This window comes from Pseudaquabacterium terrae (assembly GCF_013266755.1).
Lineage (GTDB): Bacteria > Pseudomonadota > Gammaproteobacteria > Burkholderiales > Burkholderiaceae_C > Pseudaquabacterium > Pseudaquabacterium terrae.
In genome coordinates, this window is sequence record NZ_JABRWJ010000012.1 from 12,352 (window position 1) to 32,825 (window position 20,474).

The 20,474-nt window shown below is 65.2% G+C and carries 16 protein-coding genes; 5 read left to right on the forward strand and 11 right to left on the reverse strand.

All coding sequences use genetic code 11. From position 1 onward, the window contains the following. Positions 1-8: 8 nt before the first annotated feature. On the reverse strand, positions 9-965 hold the full coding sequence (locus HLB44_RS31060) for a hypothetical protein (protein WP_173132623.1): 957 nt from the start codon (positions 963-965) through the stop codon (positions 9-11). 221 nt (positions 966-1,186) lie between these two features. Between HLB44_RS31060 and HLB44_RS31065 the strand changes: the two genes are divergently transcribed. Together HLB44_RS31065 and HLB44_RS31070 are read left to right on the forward strand one after the other, a co-directional pair. Beyond that, positions 1,187-1,777 carry a hypothetical protein gene (locus HLB44_RS31065; RefSeq protein WP_173132626.1) on the forward strand — a complete coding sequence of 197 codons (591 nt, stop codon included), beginning with the start codon at positions 1,187-1,189 and terminating at the stop codon, positions 1,775-1,777. A 15-nt stretch (positions 1,778-1,792) separates the two neighbouring features. Next, positions 1,793-2,584, forward strand: coding sequence for a hydroxyacylglutathione hydrolase (locus HLB44_RS31070; protein WP_173132629.1), 792 nt, complete (start codon positions 1,793-1,795; stop codon positions 2,582-2,584). A gap of 7 nt (positions 2,585-2,591) precedes the next feature. Here HLB44_RS31070 and HLB44_RS31075 read toward each other — a convergent pair whose 3' ends face one another. Together HLB44_RS31075 and HLB44_RS31080 are read right to left on the reverse strand one after the other, a co-directional pair. Then, positions 2,592-2,816: a dodecin family protein gene (locus tag HLB44_RS31075; protein ID WP_173132630.1), complete on the reverse strand. Its 225-nt coding sequence runs from the start codon at positions 2,814-2,816 to the stop codon at positions 2,592-2,594. A 198-nt stretch (positions 2,817-3,014) separates the two neighbouring features. Then, positions 3,015-4,004 (reverse strand): peptidoglycan-binding protein, encoded by a 990-nt coding sequence (locus HLB44_RS31080; protein WP_173132633.1) that lies wholly within the window; start codon positions 4,002-4,004, stop codon positions 3,015-3,017. Positions 4,005-4,273: 269 nt separating this feature from the next. Here HLB44_RS31080 and HLB44_RS31085 point away from each other — a divergent pair, with 269 nt between their 5' ends. Continuing rightward, positions 4,274-4,750 (forward strand): bacteriohemerythrin, encoded by a 477-nt coding sequence (locus HLB44_RS31085; RefSeq protein ID WP_173132636.1) that lies wholly within the window; start codon positions 4,274-4,276, stop codon positions 4,748-4,750. A gap of 95 nt (positions 4,751-4,845) precedes the next feature. Here HLB44_RS31085 and HLB44_RS31090 read toward each other — a convergent pair whose 3' ends face one another. Beyond that, a complete protein-coding gene (locus HLB44_RS31090) occupies positions 4,846-5,298 on the reverse strand; it encodes a GNAT family N-acetyltransferase (protein WP_173132639.1) in 453 nt (150 codons plus the stop codon). Between the two features lie 104 nt (positions 5,299-5,402). Between HLB44_RS31090 and HLB44_RS31095 the strand changes: the two genes are divergently transcribed. Continuing rightward, positions 5,403-5,906: a cupin domain-containing protein gene (locus tag HLB44_RS31095; RefSeq protein ID WP_173132643.1), complete on the forward strand. Its 504-nt coding sequence runs from the start codon at positions 5,403-5,405 to the stop codon at positions 5,904-5,906. A gap of 500 nt (positions 5,907-6,406) precedes the next feature. Here the strand turns inward: HLB44_RS31095 and HLB44_RS31100 are convergent, their stop codons facing one another. The 7 genes from HLB44_RS31100 to HLB44_RS31130 all read right to left on the reverse strand — a co-directional run bounded on the left by HLB44_RS31100 (position 6,407) and on the right by HLB44_RS31130 (position 18,699). Further along, positions 6,407-7,282, reverse strand: a complete 876-nt coding sequence (locus HLB44_RS31100; protein ID WP_173132646.1) for a DUF4435 domain-containing protein — start codon at positions 7,280-7,282, stop codon at positions 6,407-6,409. Positions 7,283-7,362: 80 nt separating this feature from the next. Further along, entirely contained in the window at positions 7,363-8,829 is a 1,467-nt protein-coding gene (locus HLB44_RS31105) for an AAA family ATPase (protein ID WP_343051666.1), read from the reverse strand. 250 nt (positions 8,830-9,079) lie between these two features. Then, on the reverse strand, positions 9,080-10,819 hold the full coding sequence (locus HLB44_RS31110; RefSeq protein ID WP_173132651.1) for an NACHT domain-containing protein: 1,740 nt from the start codon (positions 10,817-10,819) through the stop codon (positions 9,080-9,082). Positions 10,820-10,859: 40 nt separating this feature from the next. Continuing rightward, a complete protein-coding gene (locus HLB44_RS31115; protein WP_173132654.1) occupies positions 10,860-11,678 on the reverse strand; it encodes a toll/interleukin-1 receptor domain-containing protein in 819 nt (272 codons plus the stop codon). Positions 11,679-12,377: 699 nt separating this feature from the next. Further along, positions 12,378-14,375, reverse strand: a complete 1,998-nt coding sequence (locus tag HLB44_RS31120; RefSeq protein WP_173132656.1) for an SDR family oxidoreductase — start codon at positions 14,373-14,375, stop codon at positions 12,378-12,380. A 135-nt stretch (positions 14,376-14,510) separates the two neighbouring features. Beyond that, positions 14,511-17,630 carry an ATP-binding protein gene (locus HLB44_RS31125; RefSeq protein ID WP_173132658.1) on the reverse strand — a complete coding sequence of 1,040 codons (3,120 nt, stop codon included), beginning with the start codon at positions 17,628-17,630 and terminating at the stop codon, positions 14,511-14,513. A gap of 139 nt (positions 17,631-17,769) precedes the next feature. Further along, on the reverse strand, positions 17,770-18,699 hold the full coding sequence (locus HLB44_RS31130) for a gluzincin family metallopeptidase (RefSeq protein WP_173132660.1): 930 nt from the start codon (positions 18,697-18,699) through the stop codon (positions 17,770-17,772). A gap of 99 nt (positions 18,700-18,798) precedes the next feature. Here HLB44_RS31130 and HLB44_RS31135 point away from each other — a divergent pair, with 99 nt between their 5' ends. Continuing rightward, a complete protein-coding gene (locus tag HLB44_RS31135; protein ID WP_173132662.1) occupies positions 18,799-20,397 on the forward strand; it encodes a phospholipase D family protein in 1,599 nt (532 codons plus the stop codon). Positions 20,398-20,474: the final 77 nt, after the last annotated feature.

The window sequence follows — 20,474 nt, forward strand, 5'->3', positions numbered from 1 at the left end:
CCCCGCCTTCACGCCGTCACCACGCCTTCGGTGCCGCCGACCACCACGCCGCCGGCGCGGCACCTGGCCAGCGCGGCACGTGCCGCGTCCAGCGCGGCCAGCGCCGGGTCCAGGTCTTCTTCGCGGATCTTCGCGATCAGCGCGTTCAGCTCGGCGCCCTGGAACTGCTCGCGCAGCTCGTCGATCTCGCGCTCAAACGCGTCGACCTGTTCCTGCGCGGCCTTCACCGCGTCGACCCGGGCCTGGCAACGGTCGCGCACGACGCGGCGCGTCTGGAAGCGGCCGCGCAGGTTGTAGAGGTCGGTGACGGTGGAATTGCTGCTGCCGGTCTTGCGCACCAGCAGCGTCGAGAAGGCCTGGTCGAGCACGGCGCCGGCATCGGTCGTCAGCTGGGCGAAGCGCACATGGGACACCGCGATCTCGTCGTCGAGGTTCAGCGTGCCGAGCAGCACGCGCAGCTTTTCGCTGGCGGTCAGGTTGTTCTTGATCGCCGCGCGCACCGCATCGCCGACCTGCGTTTTCACTTCGGCGATGGCGCCGTTCACGACGGTGGCATCGTTGCTCTGCAGCCGCAGCAGCCGGTCCAGCGTGCCGACGGCCTTCGGCACCTCGTTGCGGAAGGCGATGTAGCCCTGCTTGACCGCGCGCTCGGGCGTCTCGTCGTGCTCGAGCAGCGCGACGACCAGGATCACGTTGTGCATGCTGAGGTTGTCGGAGAAGCGGAAGGTGAAACTGCGCTGGCCCTGCGGCACGGGTGCGGAGTCGCCGCGCTTCATGTCCTGCTTGACGACGGCACGCGCCAGCAGGTCGGGTCCGTGCAGCGAGCTCAGCAGCTGGGGCGTGGCGAGCGTCTCGTCGTCCACGCGCAGCAGCACGGGCCACAGGTAGGGCTCGGAATGGCCGGTGCCGTCGCTCTCTTTCGAGCAGGTCAGCGTGTCGAGGGTGATGATGGCGTCGATGGGCATGGTGGGTTCCTGTTTGATGGCGTGGGGCGGATGCCGCACGCGCCCCCACCTACGTGGCCGCACCGGCGCGGCGGCACCCCCTAAGCCGTGACGGCATGGCTTTGGTCATGACCAAAGCCCGCGACCTCAATTCCCCAACCGAAACGCGCCCGATTTCTCGTCCGCCGCGGCCTGCACTTCTGCACAATGCGACGCGTTGCCGCTTTGCCCGAGTCGCCGCCATGAAGACCGCCGCCCCGCTGTTCGCCGCCACCATCGTCGCTGCCGCCCTCGCCTTCGCGCCGGCCGTGCAGGCCCAGGAGAACGTCGATCTCGGCGAAGGCTTTCTGTGCTGCAACATGCGCAGCGACGGCGCCTGGATCTCCGACGCGAACTACCAGGATCCGAACAAGACGATGATTCCCTTCGGCACGCCGATGCGGCACGCCGGCTGGGGCCGCTACCGCCTGCAGGTGGACATCGAGGGCAAGCGCCTGGAGATCGGCAACGACTACAGCCGCACGCTGTCGATGGAAGAGTTCGGCCGCCGCTACCTGGTGCAGAAGGACCCGCGCAAACAGGCGGCCTACACCGGCGCGTCGGCCAAGGTGCGCAAGGCCATCGAGTCGGCCCACGTCACGCGCGGGATGACGCGCACGCAGGTGCTGTACGCCATCGGCTACCCGGTCGCCAACGAGACCCCGATACTGCAGTCCACACCGTGGAAGTACCGCGCCTCCAGCGGCGCCTTCAGCGTGCACTTCGATGGCCAAGGCCACGTCACCAACGTGCATGCGGATCCGGATACGCTCCGGCAGGTCTACACCCCCTGAAGAGAGCCGCCCGCCATGCTCGTCGAACGCATCTGGACCGACAACGCCTACCGCAACTACAACTACCTGATCGCCTGCCCCGAGAGCGGCGAAGCGCTGGCGATCGACCCGCTGGACCACGAGAAGTGCCTGAACGCCGCGCGCGTGCGCGGCTGGCAGATCACGCAGATCCTCAACACCCACGAGCACCTCGACCACACCGGCGGCAATGCCGCGGTGGTGGCGGCCACTGGTGCCAAGGTGATCGCGCACCATCTGGCGGGCACACGCATCGCCGGCGTCGACCGCGGCGTCAAGGCGGGCGACGTGATCAAGGTCGGCCGCACCGTCGAGCTGGAGTGCCTGGACACGCCGGGCCACACGATGTGCCACATCTGCCTGCGCGCGCATGGCGACAAACCGGCGCTGTTCTCGGGCGACACCTTGTTCAACGCCGGCGCCGGCAACTGCCACAACGGCGGCAACGTCGAGGAGCTGTACACCACCTTCGCCGAACAGCTGGCCCGGCTGCCCGAGGACACGCAGGTGTACCCGGGCCACGACTACATCGAGAACAACCTGAAGTTCACGCTCGCGCGCGAGCCCGACAACGCCGCCGCGCGCTCGCTATTGCCAGAAGTGAGCGTGCAGAACGCGGCCGCGGCGCCGGTGACCACGCTGGGCCAGGAGAAGCAGTTCAACACCTTCCTGCGCCTGACCAGCCCGAGCGTCATCGCCCACCTGCGCGAGGTCTTTCCCGACCTGCCCGAGCATCCCGATCCGAAGACCGTCTTCGTCAAGCTGCGCGAGCTGCGCAACAAGTGGTGACGCCGGGTCAGGCTTGGTACTTGAACGACAAGGACACCCGCGCCCGGTAGGCCACGACCTTGCCGTCGTCGACCTTCATGTCCAGCTTGCAGATCTCGGCGACACGCAGGTCACGCAAGGACTTGGCCGCGGTCTCCACGGCATTCTTGGCCGCGTCCTCCCACGAAGTGGGGCTGGTGCCGATGATCTCCGTGACACGGTAGACACCGGATTCGGACTTGTTCTTGGCCATGGCGCTCACTCCTTCGGGTTGGGAGGCGCGGGTGCCGCACCTCGATGAATTCCTCGGCCCTTGCTGCCGGCGGGCGATGCTGAGCCTTGCGGATGAGGCGACGAGCCTGCAACCCTCGCTGCGGCCAGTCTGTGCGGCAGCAAACAGTGCGTGCCGCTCGACGAGTGGTTCCACTTTGCGGGTGAGGGCGCGGCGCCGCTAGAACGTCGGCGGCGCGCGCCCGGTGTGCGCATGCATCGCGAACAGCGCGTAGTTGTCGGCGTTGTGCATGCGCTGCGCGTGCGTGAGGTCCAGCGCGCCGCCGACGGGGCCATGGTCGACGATCTCATGCTCGGTGGTCTCGTCGTCGACGAAGTGGAACATCTCGTGGCACAGGATGCGCAGGTAGCGCTCGGGCGCCTCGTCGTCGATCAGGTCGCACAGGTAGATGCTGCTGGCCCCCATCGCGGTGGTGGTCGGTGCGCTGCGCCGCGGCGTGTAGGCGTAGAACTTGGCATCGGTGGTGTCGGCCGCGAACAGCGGCAGCCCCATCGGCGTGCCGTGGATCTCGCCGAGCCGCACGGCGATGGCGCTGGCGACGCGACGGCACATCTTCAGCACGAACTGCAACTCCGCACGCGTGACCACGGCGGCCTGCGACCCGAACGCGAAGTAGCGGTCGGCCACCCGAAAGGCATTGCGCGGGCCGAGCTCGTCGATGTGCGCCAGGAAGCCGTTGTCGACGAAGGTGACGGCCGCGGTGGCGGTGGCGATGGCATCCATCGCCACCTGGCGCAGCACCGGCATCTGCTGGTGCGCGCGCTGCACGCGCTTGCGCAGCGTTTGCGCGCGGGACGGGTCGGGCTCGCTCACCGCCTGGGGCCCGAAGGCGCTGAGCAGCGCCGACAGCTTGATCAGCGTCGGGCCACTGGGCGTCACCACGCCGTCCTTCCAGCCGAAGTGCTTCAGCTGGAAGGCCTCGATCGCGGCGACCGTCTTCGCACCGCAATCGCCGTCCACCGCCAACGCCTTGGCCGGGCCGCCCATCGGCGCAGGCACGTGGTTCAGGCCGGACTGCACTGCGCGCACGTCCTCGGCCCGGTTCATCGACTTGTGGCCCACCGTGGCCACGATCGTCAGGGCTGCCGGTGGATCACCGCCGATCGGGCAGGTCACGCAACCTTGGCGGGTATGAACGCGTGCCAGCATGGTGTGCCGCCTTCGAAACTGCCGGGGGGCGATGCTTCATGCTAGGCAGCGCTTGCGGACAATGCCAGCCGCGGGGTGTGAAGTGTGCAACGCCGGCGGTCGGACACCCCTAATGTGGAAAGCGGTGATACGCGCGAACTGCTCGTCCGGCATCGAGCCTCGCGACCTGCAGAGCTCCTGTGCGGAACCACAAGGCCCTTGAGCCACCGCAAAGACGGCACGCGGCAGCTCCGCTAGCCTGCCCGGCTTCCGTCATCCATGGAGCCTCGATGAGCGCACTGGTCTGGACCGAAGCCTTGCGCGTGAACCAGCCGCAGATGGACCGCACGCACCAGGAGTTCGTGGAGCTGCTCGCGGACGTGAGCCGGGCCTTGCAGGAGGCCGATGGCGATGCAGGGCACGCCGCCTTCGAGCGGCTGCTGGAGCACACGGTGGAGCACTTCGGACACGAAGACCGCTGGATGCAGGCGACGGGCTTCTCGCCCGACAACTGCCACAGCCGGCAGCACGCGATGGTGCTGCAGACCATGCGGGACGTGCTTCGCCTCGCGCGAGAGGGACACCCCGTTCCGCTCGGGACGGTCGTGCCCGAGCTGGGGCGGTGGTTCTTCATGCACGCGCAGACGATGGACGCGGGGCTGGCCTCGCACATGGCCGAGACAGGATTCGACCCCGTGTCCGGCACGGTGTCCGGCGCGCTGCCGGACACCGTGCTGACGCACTGCGGCAGCGCCGGCTGCCGCTGACGCGCCGCCGGCGGACGCGTCGCTCGTTTGCGACCGCGCGCCGATTGTCGGGTGTCCAGGATGAGGCAAGGCGGCGGCCAGGCGGCCGGAGACCTCTAACGTGGGAAGCGGTGATACGCATAGAACTGCTCGTCCGGCTTCCACCCTTGCGACACGTACAGCTCCTGCGCGGAGCCATTGTTTCGGGCGACGTTCAGCGACAGGCGCGTTGCGCCGACGGCGAGCGCGTAAGCCTCGATGGCCCCGAGCAGCCGGGACGCGACACCCTTGCGCCGGCCGGACTCGTGGACGAAGAGATCGTTCAGCACGAAGACCCGGGACAGCGAGACGGAGGAGAAGCTCGGGTAGAGCTGCGCGAATCCGACCGGGATCGTTCCGTCATGGGCAATGAAGACGACCGACTCGCCATGATCGAAGCGCTCACTGAGGAAAGCCCGCGCGGCGGCGGGATCGCTCGGCTGGCCTTGGAACCGGCGGTACTGGTCGAAGAGCGGCACCAGGTCTTCGAGGTCGGAGAGGACCGCTTGGCGGACGGAGACGGCATTCATGTGGCAGGTGGAAGATGGGCGTCGTGCGCGAATTCAAGCATGCGCACGACTGCGTGCCAATGCGGATACGCTCACGCCGATCCACAGCCCTGAAAGGACAGACCATGGGAGTGATCGATTCGAGAGTGCGCAACCTGGCCGAGCTGACGCTCGCGCACAAGACGCGCGGCGAACGCTACGAGAGCCATGCGGTACGCATCGGCCCGCTGCTCGGCGCCGTCGACCTCGGGTGCTCGTACGACGTCGTGCCGCCCGGGAAGGCGTCGTGCCCGTTCCACAGCCACCGCGCCGAGGAGGAGATGTTCTTCATCGTGCGCGGGCGCGGGTTGCTGCGCTACGGTGGGGAGACGCGTGCGATTCGCGCCGGGGACGTGATCTGCTGCCCGACCGGCGGGCCGGAGACGGCGCATCAGATCATCAATGACTCGGACGAGGAACTGGCGTATCTGTCGATCAGCACGCAGCGGCCGGTGGAGATTTGCGAGTACCCGGATTCGAACAAGATCGCGGCGTTTTCGGAGGGGCTGGACCACATCACGCGGCCGAGTGCGGCGCTGGAGTATTGGGATGGGGAGGCGGGTGGGCCGGGGCCGAATGCGGGGGCGTGATGGCCTGCGGAGTGGTGTGCGTCCGGGACGCGGCGCACGCGCCGACAGCACCCTTGTGCCCTGCTGGCTGCAAGTCTTGATGAGGACCCTTCCTGCGGCGCTCAGCAGCCGCGGCCGCTTCAGACTGGGTGCTGCCGGTCGGGTTTAGCGATTGGGCGGCAGCGGCCGCCGGAACCTGCCATTCGTTGTCCGCCCAGGTCTCCGGCCGCTGTACACCGGAAGCTGTCGTACATCGCCGACGACGCACGGGGCGAACCTCTGGCGCATGGTGGTTGCCCCGCCGGCGTCGGCTCCCACAGGCAGCGGCCGCCAAGTCCCGACCCGTTGCGGCCATTCGGCGCTCCGGTTCTGGTAGCCCCCAAAGCCGCCGAGGAACGCTGGAGCTAGAAACGGTCAAGGACGGCAGCAGCGCAGCGCCAGGCCCGCCGATCAGTTTCCTACCACCAATTGAAGCGTTGAGCATCGGTTCCCGGGAGACGCTTGGCAGACGCGTGCAATCGCTACAGTGTTCCTGGAGCAGCAAGTCCATCTGCGCGCCAGCGGGTCACCTGCTCTTGAACGAACTTTCGGAAGCAGGACGCAGTAGGGGAGGCATTCGCGAGATTGACCAGAAGGTTGTGACAGGGGTCGGGCAATGACTTATTCGATTCTTTGAATAGCCGCGGATTGACAGCACGCCTATCTTCAAAGACTTGAGCCAAGAACTTCCGTACAAAATCCAGCAGGAACTTCCCGCGCCCTGTGCTTGTCAGATTCGATTGTCTAAGAAACTCCACGTGCTCATGCAGCACCGACGGGAGCGGAGAAGCCGAGAGCCTAAGGTACTGCACACACTCTTGAGTGTTGGTTGTATCAACCTTGGCCCTGACAGCATCAAGCGTCACGTCAATGATTGGCTCTATCCGGTCCGGAAATCCCGGACATTCGATCTTCGACAGCCTAGCAAATCGAGCGTGAGCGTTCGGGTGAAGCATCGCGCCATTAAACTCCCCTAGCAATCGGGCAAATCTCTCGACGATTGATCTACGCACTTCTTGCTCGGCGCCGGCGGCATTGAAAGCCCGGATTAACAGGCGGTCAATACACGCCTCGGAAACCAGCAAATTTTCGATGGAGTACGCGCTCGTTACGTAAGTGTTTGCCGGTATGCTGGAACCTCGCGTACCGTCAAAGTCGTGATCAACGCAGAGCATGACCTTGTCTTTTTCTGCCGACTCCGATAGCGAGATCAGTCGTGACAGCTCAAGTACATTCCCCTTACCCTTTACATCAAGCGGCTCGGCTATTTCTTCACCCAATTCACGCGCAAGCCATATGTCGTAAATCGGAATGTCTTCGCGCCCCTCGAGGGCAAAGATCAGTCGGCTTGGTCCCACGCGGGACCGAAGATTGAGATACAGAAGCAGATAAGTGTGAGCGCCTTCCCTGGCCCTCCGCATGCTCGCCACTCTATCCATTACCCTCTCCACGTTGATGTGACGAGTGACGCCGCGCATCTGTCCAGGTTGTTTTCAAAGACAAATGGTGAGTGCGTGATTGCCAATAGGCCGCGGCATTTTGGTGTCGCGACAATGTCGGGCAAAAAGAGGCGCTGCCATTCGATTGAAAGAGAAAGCTCTGGCTCGTCAATAATTACAAAATACTCCGTTGCTTTGCTGAAGTAGAGCCGAGCGAATACAGAAATAATCTGCTTTTCGCCTGACGAGAGTACGTGAAGAGGAATCTTCGTCTCGGTAATCGTGTTGTTAACATACACATCAACGGTATATTTGTCGTACACGAACTTCTTGTCGCTTTGAGCAGCCTTCCAGTACTGATTCACCACACGAATGAAACTCTCGATGTCTCCCTCTTCGCTCGCTTGAAGTCGGCTTATGTTTGTTAGCTGAGCAAGGAAGTAGTGCAGGTGATAGTGATTTGATCTGCCAATCTCGCCACTCTCAATCAACTCGTCTATTCGCTTAACAGTGAGGTCTTCGCTGTTCTTGCCAATGCGAGCAAGAACAGTCTTCATCGCTTCTTGATCCAACTCGGACGGACCTTGGTCAATTCTTGTCTGGCCCGTACTGTTCTCGACTAGGTTATCAAGAAACCTCCCGCTGATTCGGAGGTAGCTTTCAAGTGTCGTCTTGCGAATTGACTCAGTAAGCGTCTTCAACGTCCTTTCAACGTCTGATAGACCAAAGTAGATCAGTTGGTCCGTAGCGCCCTCTTTGACCTGGTTTTGCATCAGGAGGTTGGCCTCAATCCTTCGATAGGTCGGCAAGTACAGAACCTTGGTTCCGTCCAGGCCGTCATCTATGGCGCGCTTCAACTCGCTGAACTTTTCCTGATTGACGTGCCTCTCGATCAGGCTTTGGAGTCTCTCTTGGATGTCGTCGTGGTCGTACGGTGAATCCTCATACATCTTCTTGTACGGCGGGAAGTCGCGCAGTTGCGGCGAATCTCCTTCTGATAGAAAGAGTTGCGCCATAGTAGTTAGATCGGCTCGTGTTAAGCCAAACCGTCGGAAGAATGTCAGCGAACTTGCATCGACCTCTTTGAAGTTCAGATCGGAAAGCTCGGGCTTCGCGAGCTGGACGACTTTTCCGTTTGAGAAGTTCAGGTGCAGCTCAGCGAAGTTGATGCTATTGAGGCGAAAGAACTGACCCGTCAGCGTCCAGTACAAGGCGTTCAAAAGCGTCGTTTTGCCGGTTCCGTTCTCTGCGGAGACGATCTTCACCGGTGACGCAAATCGGAGTTCGACAGTCTTATAGCCGAACAGGCCAGTGAGCTTAAAGAGCGAGATGGGAGACGTTCTTGACCCCGTCGCAGACGCTTCCGTCATGTGGTTTCCTCGTAGTTGCCCAATAATAGCAATCTCGCAAATCTCTAGGTGAGCGACCCAATCTGCCTCACGCATCGGCGTAGGGAGAGCAGACATTTCGGAACGGCTGCTCCTGGCCGGTACCGGGTTTTCCCTAGGGTCGCCGCAAGCTGACCTTGGCCGGCCGGCCACACGCTGCGTAAGTCAGCTTCCTGGCGCGGCCTCGTACTCACACTGGCGGCCAAAAAGGGGACATTCGAAAAGTGACCCCAAAGCCGACCCTCAGTGCCCGTGATAGTGGTACTTCAATGTTGGGCCGGCCGTGCGTCCTAGCATTCGAGCTGGGCCGCCCGCGGCGAGAAAGGGGTTAGGCGTCACCGCGCGCGAGGGGGACAGCTTCCGTGAGAGCGCTCCATGCTGCCATTGAGACGGAAATGGATTCTGGAAGCGGATGGCGCTGATGTGTCTTGCTTCGGTGGAGTTGTACTTCGTTCTGTGTTGACCGAGAAGGAGAGTAGTAGGAAAGAACCGCCTCGGCCGACACCTGAGCGCTAGGTGGCGGCGCGAGCAGTTCAAGGGGCGCCCTTGACTCCGTACGGATCAGCAGGAGCGCCGCAGCCAATATCGAATCACTATTGCTCAGAATCGCAACACCCTCAAGTCGGAGGCGATGAACAAGCCTCGCAGCCGCCTCCGGCGGACAGTCGTCTGCGACATACTTGTTCAACACAAGCTCGCAGAAGTAGGAGGTTGGATCGCTGCTTAGTCCAATGACGAGTGCCATCTCGGACGGCAGCCTCGTTGCCCACTTGGCGCTACGAGCCAACGGAAGCCGCACGATGTATTCAGCACAAAGGAACTCCTGAATCGACTTGTGGGCAAAGCTGATTGAATCAGTTCCTGTCCTAAAGAGCAGTCCCCCTCCGAGCAAGATGTCAATGGCCATCGAAACGCCAGAGTCGGAGCTAACTATTTGATTGGGGTGAAGCTTGATCCAGCTAGCTAGCCGTTCTTCTGAGAAGTTGGAGTAGCCACGAGATGTGGACTCGAACGCCACATGAGAGAGAAGGCCATGCAGTTGGTCGCTTGAAAGTCGAGCCGAGTGTTCGCGCCGAATGCCTCGCATCTCGTCCCACTCGTTGAGCGAAAGGGACACCATGCGTCGATAGACATCAAGCCCCCTGTTTGGAAGCTCTCCAAACCGCGTAAAGACGCCCAGGAGCAGAGTGAGCATCAATGGACTCGTGGCGACGTCTGCATACGGCGAATTCGTCAGACCGACAACAAATCTGCCTGCGGTTCGCTCATCGCCAAGCTCCGCCAAGGCGAGCTGACGAACGGCGTCCATACCGAACGGCGCGATCTCGAAGGTGGCCGCCGGAATTCTCATCCGAGGCATCAAAGCCGTGCGATGAGTTATCAATGCTCGTGAGTGCTTGAGAGTGCCCAACAACTGCACTGCTTCACCCCACGCCGCATCAATACCAGTCGCAAAGGGAATTTCATCAATTCCGTCGAACAGAAGGCTTACGCCAAGTAGATCCAGGAACCTCAACAAGGGAAACGCGGTGGCTTGCTTGCCAAGCCGCTCATTGAGCAAGAGCGCTTGTTCGACTGCGGCAACAAGCAATCCCCGAGGCGGGGCAAGCGTCGACACTGTGCGCAATGGAACATAGAGCGGCAGTGGTACTTGCTTCGATCTATTTTCAACTCGGTCAAGAAGTATTCCAGCGATCGCTTTGAGCAGAGTTGTCTTCCCGGAGCCCGGTGGGCCAAGCACAACAATGTGCTCTTCATGAGACAGGAGGAGAAGCTGCTCAAAGGAGATGGTTGCCCGATGAGCTCCTAGCGACACCGAGTCGTAATGGTCTACCCGAAAGAATGCAGGAGCGATCCAGTTCCTGCGAAACCCACTAGGCCGAAGGTCAATTGGGGATCCTCCTTGCCTAGACCAACGTCGAACGGACGAAAGGTGCTGGGCGAGACCATCCGACAGGACCGTTGCAGCATCGGTCTGTTGGAAGTTCAGCCCATGTCCAAGTGAGTCCATGCGACCAAGCGCATCGCGCACCCGATCGTCAATGGCTTGACGGAGAACGTCACTCATTTGGATGGGTCTCGGCGCCGGAGCACGCTCTCTTGGCTGTTCACGGCGCACCGGCCAGTAGTTGGTCCAAACGATTGAAGGTGGCTTCAATGCCTGCGGCGGATTGTCCAGTGATCTCCACGCCGTCGAACAAGGAGCGAAGAGGAGCGTACAGGCGGCGAAGGACTAGCAGAAGGTCGGCATCATTGCGGGATCGGAGCGCATTTTCGATTTCGCCGAGCGCCTCAAGGCAGCTGCTAAGCGCAATTGCTTCGCCTAAATGGAGGCCTGTTCGACTTCGAGAGGCCATTCCGTTCGAGACGCCCACAACTGCAGAGTGAATTTCAACGAGAAGTTCCCGCGCCGTCGGCTCGTGAGCGCCACCAACCGATGATCTATGTGTTGCAAGAATTCTCTGAATGTCTCTCTCAAGACTTGGCCATCGATCCTCAAATTCCGACCAGAGGAAAGTCTCTGGCAAGGACTCCTTTTCCATCGCGCCGTTGATGTCTTTGACGAGCTTCTTCACTCCACTTGCGCCAAATGTGATTGCCTGAAACTGTGATAGTGGGCCCTCAATGTCACTCGTATCGCCGTCAAACACGATCGGGCATACGCGCCCCTCCTCCACCGACTTCGACAAAGCTCCTGCCTCAAAGTGAATCCATGGCGAGCGCATGTTTTGGCGCGTCAAGCAAAGTATGCCGAACGAGCAACTCTCTAGCTCAGACGCCACTGTAGTGGACCACCGCCTGCCGCTATGGATGTGTTCAGGCGAGAAGAAGCAGTCGACACGCTGGTTGACGCGCTTCAGCCAAACGCTGAGGGCACCCGCGATGTCTTGCGCGAGCTCGCCGGACCAGCTTACGAAGACCTTCATGATGGGCGGCCTAGGACGAGTGCGGTGAGTGTATGTGACGCATAACGTACTCTTGGCATCAGCGCAGATGCGCAAGCCTAGCCACACATTGGCTTCCGCCGCCAAGAGTCGCCAATGACTATGTCCGCGTACCGGAATCTTAGCCGGCTTGGCTCACCAGGTGAAGGGCCGCTGTCCGAGTGTCTGTGCAGCCGCTATGGGTCGGTACTGCGAGTTCGAGCTGAAGGGAAGCAGTCATCGGACTGGCGCGGACTGCACCGGGTGAGCCCTACGGCGGATGTACCTCGTACAGCTGACATTCAAGACGCTCGCGGTCGCCGATCCCAGTGACCGCTTGATGCCAGCCAGCGTGAGTACGCCTTCCGATGGCCACTGGCCGCAACGTTGCTGAGCGGTCACCCAGCCTTGACCGGCGAAGGATCCTCCTGGGTCCAACTCACCCACTCAAGGGCAGATATGCAGCACCAGTCGACCGGCGCTCTGCAACGCTTCACCGGACACAGGTTGTAGGCTCCGGAACTCATCGCGTCGGCCGGTGAGCATTCGACGATTCCTACGCGTGCCACTTGGCCCTCAGGCGCGCCAGCGCCGCAGCCCGCGCGTACGCGCGGGCCTGTGCAAGTTGACGCGCAGCGCGCCAGCGCTGTCGCGTCGAACGCGCACCACAGGGCCGACGCGCGAACGCGCGTCCGGCTCCTGTCAGAAATGGATGCCTTTCATCATCTGCTGCAGCGCCATGGCTTCAGCCGACAACTTCGGCTTGTCCCCCTTCTCCCCCTTCGCCGCCTCCGAATCCGGGAACATCCTGAACGTCGTGTTCATCACGATCTGCGCCACCCGCGGCGCCAGCGCATGCAGCAATTGACCGGTGATCCCCAGCCGCGTCGCAATCCGCACCGGCTTGTAGACACACGCCTCGGCAATCATGTCCGCCGCCTCTTCCGGCGCCAAGGTCGGCACGTTGTTGTAGATCTTCGTCGGCGCGATCATCGGCGTGCGCACCAGCGGCATGTTGATCGTCGTGAACGTAATGCCCTGGTCCGAGAACTCACTCGATGCGCAGCGCGTCCAGGCGTCGAGCGCCGCCTTCGAGGCCACATACGCCGAGAACCGCGGCGCATTCGTCAGCACGCCGATCGAGCTGATGTTGACCACGTGCCCCTTGTGCTTCTTCACCATGCCCGGCAGCAGGCCCATCGTGATGCGCAGGCAGCCGAAGTAGTTCAGGTCCATCGTGCGCTGGAAGTCGTGGAAGCGCTCGTAGCTGTTCTCGATCGCGCGGCGGATCGAGCGGCCGGCGTTGTTGATCAGCACGTCGACGCCGCCGTGCTCTTCTTCGAGCGTCTTGCAGAATTCGCGGCAGCCCACTTCGTCGGCGATGTCGACGGAGTAGCTGAAGACCTTGGCGTCCTTGCCGGCGAAGTCCTTGATCTCCTTCACCGCATCGGCCAGCTTGTCTTCGCCGCGCGCGCAGATGATGGTGATGGCGCCGGCCTCGGCAAACTTCTTCGCCGCCGCCAGGCCGATGCCCGATGAGCCGCCGGTCACCAGCACCACCTTGCCGCCGACGGCGCCCTTCAGGCTGCGGTCGATGAACAGGTCCGGGTCGAGGTGGCGTTCCCAGTAGTCCCACAGGCGCCAGGCGTAGTCGTTGAGGTTGGGGCAGGCAATGCCGGAGCCGTCCAGCGCCTTCAGCGTTTCGCGGCAGTCGAACCTCGTCGGGTAATTGACGAAGTTCATCATGTCCTCGGGCACGCCGATGTCCTTCATCACCGCGTGGTACACGCGCCGCACCGGCGCCAGCGCCATCAATCCCTTCTTGACGCTCTTCGGAATGAAGCCGAGCAGCGCGGCATTGACGAAGAGGTTCATCTTCGGCGCATGCGCGGCCTTGCTGAAGATGTCCAGCACGTCGCCGACGCGGTAGCCCACCGGGTCGACCAGGTGATAGCACTTGCCCTTCAGGTCCTTGACGGTGTGCGAGATGTGGTCGAGCGCGGCGACGACGAAATCGACCGGCACGATGTTGACGCGCCCGCCTTCCAGGCCCACCGCCGGCATCCACGGCGGCAGCAGCTGGCGCATGCGCTGGATCACCTTGAAGAAGTAGTACGGGCCGTCGATCTTGTCCATCTCGCCGGTGGTCGAGTCGCCGACCACCATCGCCGGGCGGTACACCGTCCACGGCACCTTGCACTCCTTGCGCACGACCTTCTCGCTCTCGTGCTTGGTCATGAAGTACGGGTGGTCGAGGCCTTCGGCTTCCTCGAACATGTCCTCGCGGAACACGCCTTCGTAGAGGCCGGCGGCGGCGATCGACGAGACGTGGTGCACGTGCTTCGCGTCGATGGCCTTCGCGAACTCGCACATGTTGCGCGTGCCCTCGATGTTGACCTGGATCTGGCTTTCTTCGTCGGCCGACAGGTCGTACACCGCGGCCAGGTGGTAAACACCGTCGACCTGACCCTTCAGCGCCTTGATGTCGTCGGCGGCGACGCCGAGCTTCTTGGCGGTCAGGTCACCGGTGACGGGGATGGCCCGCGTCTTGTTGGCACCCCAGAACTTGTACAGGTCGGCGAGCTTGCCCTCGCTGCCTGCGCGGACCAGGAAAGACACCGTCGAGCCGCGCCGGGCCAACAACGCCTTGACGAGGCGCTTGCCGATGAAACCAGTGGCGCCGGTGACGAAATAGTGCATGGACTCCTCCAAGGCGTGGGATGGGGCCGCTTTTTCAGGCGCGGCCGGGGCGTGCGATTCTCGGCCGATCTTAGGCAAAGCCCGGCGCGGACCGTTGCGCGGTAACCCCAGGTTGCCGCGGCAGCCGGTGAATGCTCAGGCGTCGAGCGGCGCGTGCTGGGGCTGCAGCAGTTGCCCGATGCAGCTCAGGAACTGCGCGAAGTCCAGCGGCTTGGTCCAGTACGCCACGGCGCCGGCGGCGCGCGCGGCGGCCTGCTCCTCGGGCATCGCACTGGCCGACAGCGCGATCACCGTCAGCGCGCGCGTGCTGTCGTCGGCGCGCAGCCGCCCCAGTACCTCGGCGCCATCCAGGTCGGGCAGGTGCATGTCCAGCAGCACCAGGTCGGGCTGCAGCGCGCGCGCGCGTTCCAGGCCGCTGGCACCATCGGCCGCGTGCGCAACGCTGACACGCGGCCAGCGCTTCAGCAACTGCTCCACCAGCAGCGCATTGACCGCGTTGTCCTCGATGTACAGCACCACGCCGGCGGGCTCGGCGTCGTTGCCGGTTGCCTGGCGTGCGGCGGCGTCGCCAGGCAGGGCCCCGGCCTCGGTCGGGTGCCACGCGCGCTCGTGCTCGGCGCGGGCGGGCGCGGGCGGCTCCCACGGCAGGCTCACGCGCACGGTCGTGCCCTCGCCCTCGCGGCTCGTCACGTCGATCTCGCCGCCCATCAGCTGGATCAGTTGCCGCGTCAGCGCCAGGCCGATGCCGCTGCCTTCGATCTGCCCGTGCTCGCGGCCGAGCCGGTTGAAGGGCTCGAACAGGCCGGCCAGCTGCCGCGGGCTCATGCCCAGGCCGTCGTCGGCGACCTCGATGTGCACCCGGTGCTCGCCGCGCCGCACGCCGATGCGCACCGTGCCACCGCTGCGGTTGTACTTGATGCCGTTGGAGACCAGGTTCAGCAGCACCTGGCGCAGGCGGATCGGATCGGTGCGCAGCCGCGGCGGCGCGTCGGTGGTGTCGGCGACCAGGCGCACCTGGCGCTGCTGCGCGGCGAGCGAGCTCATGCGCAGCACGCCTTCGAGCAGGTCATCGACCTTTGCGTCCTTCAACACGATCGCCAGCCGTCCGGCCTCGACGCGCGAGAGGTCGAGCACGTCGTCGATCAGCGCGCGCAGCTGCGCGGCGGCCAGGAACACCAGGTCGAGCTGGTGGCGCTCCACATCGTCCAGACGGTCGGCGGCGCTGGCCTGCAGCAGCTGCGAGAAGCCGAGCACCGCGTTCAGCGGCGTGCGCAGCTCGTGGCTCATGCGCGACAGGAAGTCGGTCTTCGCGCGGTTGGCGGTCTCGGCCTCCTGCTGCGCACGACGCGCGGCCTCGGCCTCGCGCTGCTGGCGCAGATCGCGCAGCATCACCGTGGCCAGGCGCCGATCGTCCTGCACCCGATGCGCCACCGAGGCTTCGACGGGGAAGGTCGCGCCCGCGGCATCACGCGCCTGCAAGGTGAAACGCGCGGCGCCGCTGTCGGGCGCCGGCGGCAGCGGCTCGACCAGGAAACGCGACAGCGGCGCGCCGATCGCTGCTTCAGCCGGCAGCCCGAACAGCAGCGCCGCCGCGCGGTTGAACAGCAGCACCTGCTGCTGCTCGTCGACGCTGATGATCGCGTCCATCGCGCCATCGACGATGCCGGCCAGCTGCTGCTCGCGTTCGCGCAGCGCCTGCTCGGCATGCAGGCGCTCGGTGATGTCGACGTTGACGTTCAACACGCAGGCTTCGCCTTCGAACTCGATCGGCTCGGCGTTCATCAGCACGTGCCGCAACGCGCCCGAGCGCACCCGCACCACGACCAGCTGGTTGTGGATCACGCCCCGCTCGGCCAGCAGCGCCAGGCCGCGCTCGCGATCCTCGGCCGACATGCCGATGCCCAGCTGGTTCATCTGCCGGCCGAGCAACTCGTCGCGCGTGTAGCCGTAACGCGCGCAGCAGGTGTCGTTGACCGCCCGCAGGTAGGAGCCGGCCACCGTGGCGATCGACACCGACACCGGCGCGGCATTGAAGACGCGGCGGAAGTGCTCATGGCCCACTTCGGCCGCGCGCACCGCGGCGACGCGCGCGGTCTCGCGCTCCAGGCCGTCCAGCGCCGACGAGATCTCGGTGGCCATCTCGCCGAGCAGGCGCACCAGCGAGTCGTCGAAGAAGCCCGCCTCGGGCACGTAGACGCACAGCACGCCGACCGCCGCACCGCCGCGGCGCAGCGGGAAGAAGGCGGCCGCGCGCATCTGGAAGCGGCGCGCGCGCTGCTGCCAGGGCGTGGGTGCCAGCGCCACCAGGAGGTCGTTGGCGATGAAGGGCTCGCCGCTGAGCATCGCGATCGGGATCGGGCCGACGGCATCCGGCGATGCCGGGTCGAGGCTGAGCGAGAAGTCCTTCAGGTAGGCGTCGCCCGGGCCGGCCCAGGCGACCGGCCAGAGCCGGCCGCCGCGCGCCTCGCCGATCCAGGCCAGCGAGGCACGCGCGGTGTCGACGCAGATCGTGCACACCTCGCGGTACAGCGCCTCGGCATCGCCGGCGCGCGCGCTGGCGTGCATGGTGCGCGACAAGGCCTCGTAGAAATCGCGCGCCCGCACGGCGCGGCGTTCCGAATCGCGCAGCGCGCGCTGGCGCCGCGTCAGCCCGACGACCAGCAGCACGATGCCGAAGCTGATCACCGCCGGCCAGCCGTAGTAGCGGATCAGGAACGGGTCGGCACCGACCGCGCCCATCCACACCACGTAGACCGGCCCGACCGCCGCGCCGATGACGAGAAAGCCGTGGCCGGCGCGCGGCTCGCGCCGCATCGCCCACAGGCACAGGCCGAAGAAGCACACGCCGGCCCAGATCATCGGCAGGATCGACAGCAGCCGCGGCAGCGCGATGCCGGCGAGCACCGCGGCGCCGGCACCCGCCAGCGGCGCGAGGCACAGCGCCAGCACGCGCGGTCGCCACGCCGCCGCAACGCCGAGGAAGCTGACCAGCCCGAACGCGTAGCAGCCGTGCACCGCGTAGTTGATCAGCAGGTAGGTCTTGTTCGGGCCCGACCCGGTCGGCAGCAGCGCGCTGTCGAAATGCGACAGCACCACGTTCAACGTGAAGGCCGCTGCCAGCCACAGCATGCCGGGCTCGCGCTCGCGCCACCACAGCACCGCCTGCATCAGCGCGATCATGCCCAGCGTGAAGGCAACGATGTCCGTGCCCGCCAGCGGCTGGGCGGCGTGAACGGCGAGCGTGTCGGACGGCATGGCGGCGCGAAGCGCATCATGCGCCGCGCCGACGGCCGCGGGAAGCGGCCGGGGGCCCCTCGGCCGGTGGGTGCTCCGGTCGGTCGGTGTCTAGCGCCGCACGGCCTGCGCCAGCGCGTCCCAGGCCTTGAGCAGGACTTCAGCCGGCGATCGCCCGCCGCACCGCGGCCAGCGGCGCATCGCCGCGCAGCTCGACCGTGCCGCCGCGCTCGACGACCCCCAGGTCGGCCCACAGCGCGGCCAGGTCGATCGGCGCCGGGCAATCCTTGGTCAGCGCGTACAGCTCGGCCAGCGTGGTCTGCCCGATCGCCGCATCGCCGACTTCCAGGATGCGCGGCAGCGGCCAGGCCACCGCATAGCTCCCGCCGGCGGCCAGCACGCCGCGCAGCGCATGTTCCAGGCCCAGCCTCGCGCCGCTGCGGCGGCGGATCTGCACGTCGGCCAGCAGGCAGAACAGCGCGCCGCCCCAGTAGGTGCGGCCCCAGGTCGGCGTGTGGTCGAGGCCTTCGTCGCCGCCCTGCGGCTGGCCTTGCGGCATGTCGCGTTGCATCGCGTGCCACAGCGTCGCCGCTGACATCTGCCCGGCGCGCGTGCGCGCGATGCCCTCGACGTAGGTCGCCAGCCCCTCGTGCAGCCAGCTCTGGCGCCGCGGCACGCGCGGCACGCCCAGGTGCACCATCTCGTGCACCAGCACCCAGTCGTCGTCGAACTGCGCGCTGCTGGTGTCGACGCCCAGGCGCAGCCGCACGTACGGCGCCGGGTGGCTGAAGGCAGTGCCGCCGCGCACGCCGCCGCCGGCCACCGGCTGCATCAGCAGCTCGACATCGGGCACCGGAAAACGGCCGAAGTAGCCGACGATCGCCGCCACCGACCGCTCGACCCAGACCCGCGCGCGCTGCCGCAGCGCGGCGTCGAAGCCTTCGGCGAACTGCAGCTCGAGCCGGGCACCGCCGCCCTGCAGCTCGACGATCACCGGCGCGGCGCGCACCGCACCGCCGACAGCCGGCACGGCCAGCGCTGCGCCCAGGCGCATCAGCATCCGCCGGCGGTCAGCGCGCGTACTGGGCATGCAAGGCATTGTGCGGCCGCGCGAACCACGGGGTGAATGCGACTGCACGAGGTCATGGATCGTGGCGAGAATCCACCCGGACCCCGCACCAGGCTCACCATGCGCTCATTCGCCGCCCTGCCCGCCCCGCTGCTGCGCCTGCTGCTGCCGCTGCTGATCGCCCTGCTCGCCGGCTGCGCCACGCCGCTGCCGATCATCGAGCGCGACAAGATCGCCAGCGAGGCCATTCCCGCGTCGCCGACGACCACGCTGTCGAAGATCGTCGCCAACTCCACGCCGGGGCCGGACGCGCATTCGGGCTTCCGGCTGCTGCCGCTGGGTTCGTTCTCGTTCGACACGCGCCTGCAGCTGGCGCGCCGCGCCGAGGTGTCGCTGGACGTGCAGTACTACCACTTCGAAGGTGACGAGACCGGCCGCGCGCTGCTGCGCGCGCTGCGCGATGCGGCGCTGCGCGGCGTGCGCGTGCGGCTGCTGCTGGATGACTTCTACACCGGCGGCCACGACGATCTGTTCCTCGCCCTCGCCGCGCACCCGAACGTGCAGCTGCGCCTGTTCAACCCCTTCTGCTGCGCGCGCGGCTCGGGCAGCACGACCCGCTTCCTCGCCTCGTTCGGCGACTGGGGCCGCGTCAACCACCGCATGCACAACAAGCTCTTCGTCGCCGACGGCATCGCCGCGGTGATCGGCGGGCGCAACATCGCCAACGAGTACTACCTGCGCGGCGAGAGCGACAACTTCGTCGACCTCGATGCCTTCGTCGTCGGCAAGATGATCGAGCCGCTGGCGGCGCTGTTCGATCGCTACTGGAACAGCGACGCGGTGTACCCCTACGAGGCGGTCGCCCGCGCGTCGATGGATGCACCTGCGCTGCGCGCGTACTTCGACGACATCACCGGCCTGCAGAAGATGCGCCCGCTGGCGCCGCTGCCGCCGAACGACATCCTCGGCTACGGGCCGATCGGCGACGACCTCGAGGACGGCCGGCTCGGGCTGATCTGGGGCGAGGGCTACGTCTTCGCCGACCATCCGGACAAGCCCTTCGACGGCTCGGTCGGCGGCGAGTTGCTCGAGACCAGCGTGACCTACAACGTGATCGAGGCGATGAAGCAGGCCAAGAGCGAGGTGGTGATCTCGTCGCCGTATTTCATCCCCGGCGCGGCGGGCATGGAATTCATCCGCGAGCTGCGCAAGCGCGGCGTCAAGCTCAGCGTGATGACCAATTCGCTCGGCGCCACCGACGAGCCGCTGGTGCACCTGGGCTACAGCCGCTACCGGCCCGAGATGCTGCGCCTGGGCGTCGAGCTGTACGAGCTGTCGAGCCAGCGCGTCAAGCGCAACAAGCGGCTGTTCCACTTCGGCGAGAGCCTGGGGCGGCTGCACGCCAAGCTGGCGGTGGTCGACAAGCGCGTGTCCTTCATCGGCTCGATGAATTTCGATCCGCGCTCGGCGACCATCAACACCGAGCTCGGCGCGGTGATCGACAGCCCCGCGCTGGCCCGCGAGCTGCAGCGCGTGATCGACCTCGACCGGCTGCAAAGCGCCTACCGCGTGCGCTTCAAGGCCGACGGCTCGGGCCTCGAATGGCTGGGCACCGACGAAGAAGGCGACATGGTGCTGAACGAGGAGCCCGACAGCTCCCTGTGGCTGCGCTTCAAGCTGTGGCTGCTGAGCCCGCTGGTGCCCGAAGAGCTGCTGTAGGCCCGGCACGCCTCTAGGGCTGGCGCCCTAGCGAATTAGGCTGTCACCTCGATAGTCGCTGCCTACACTGCCGCGCA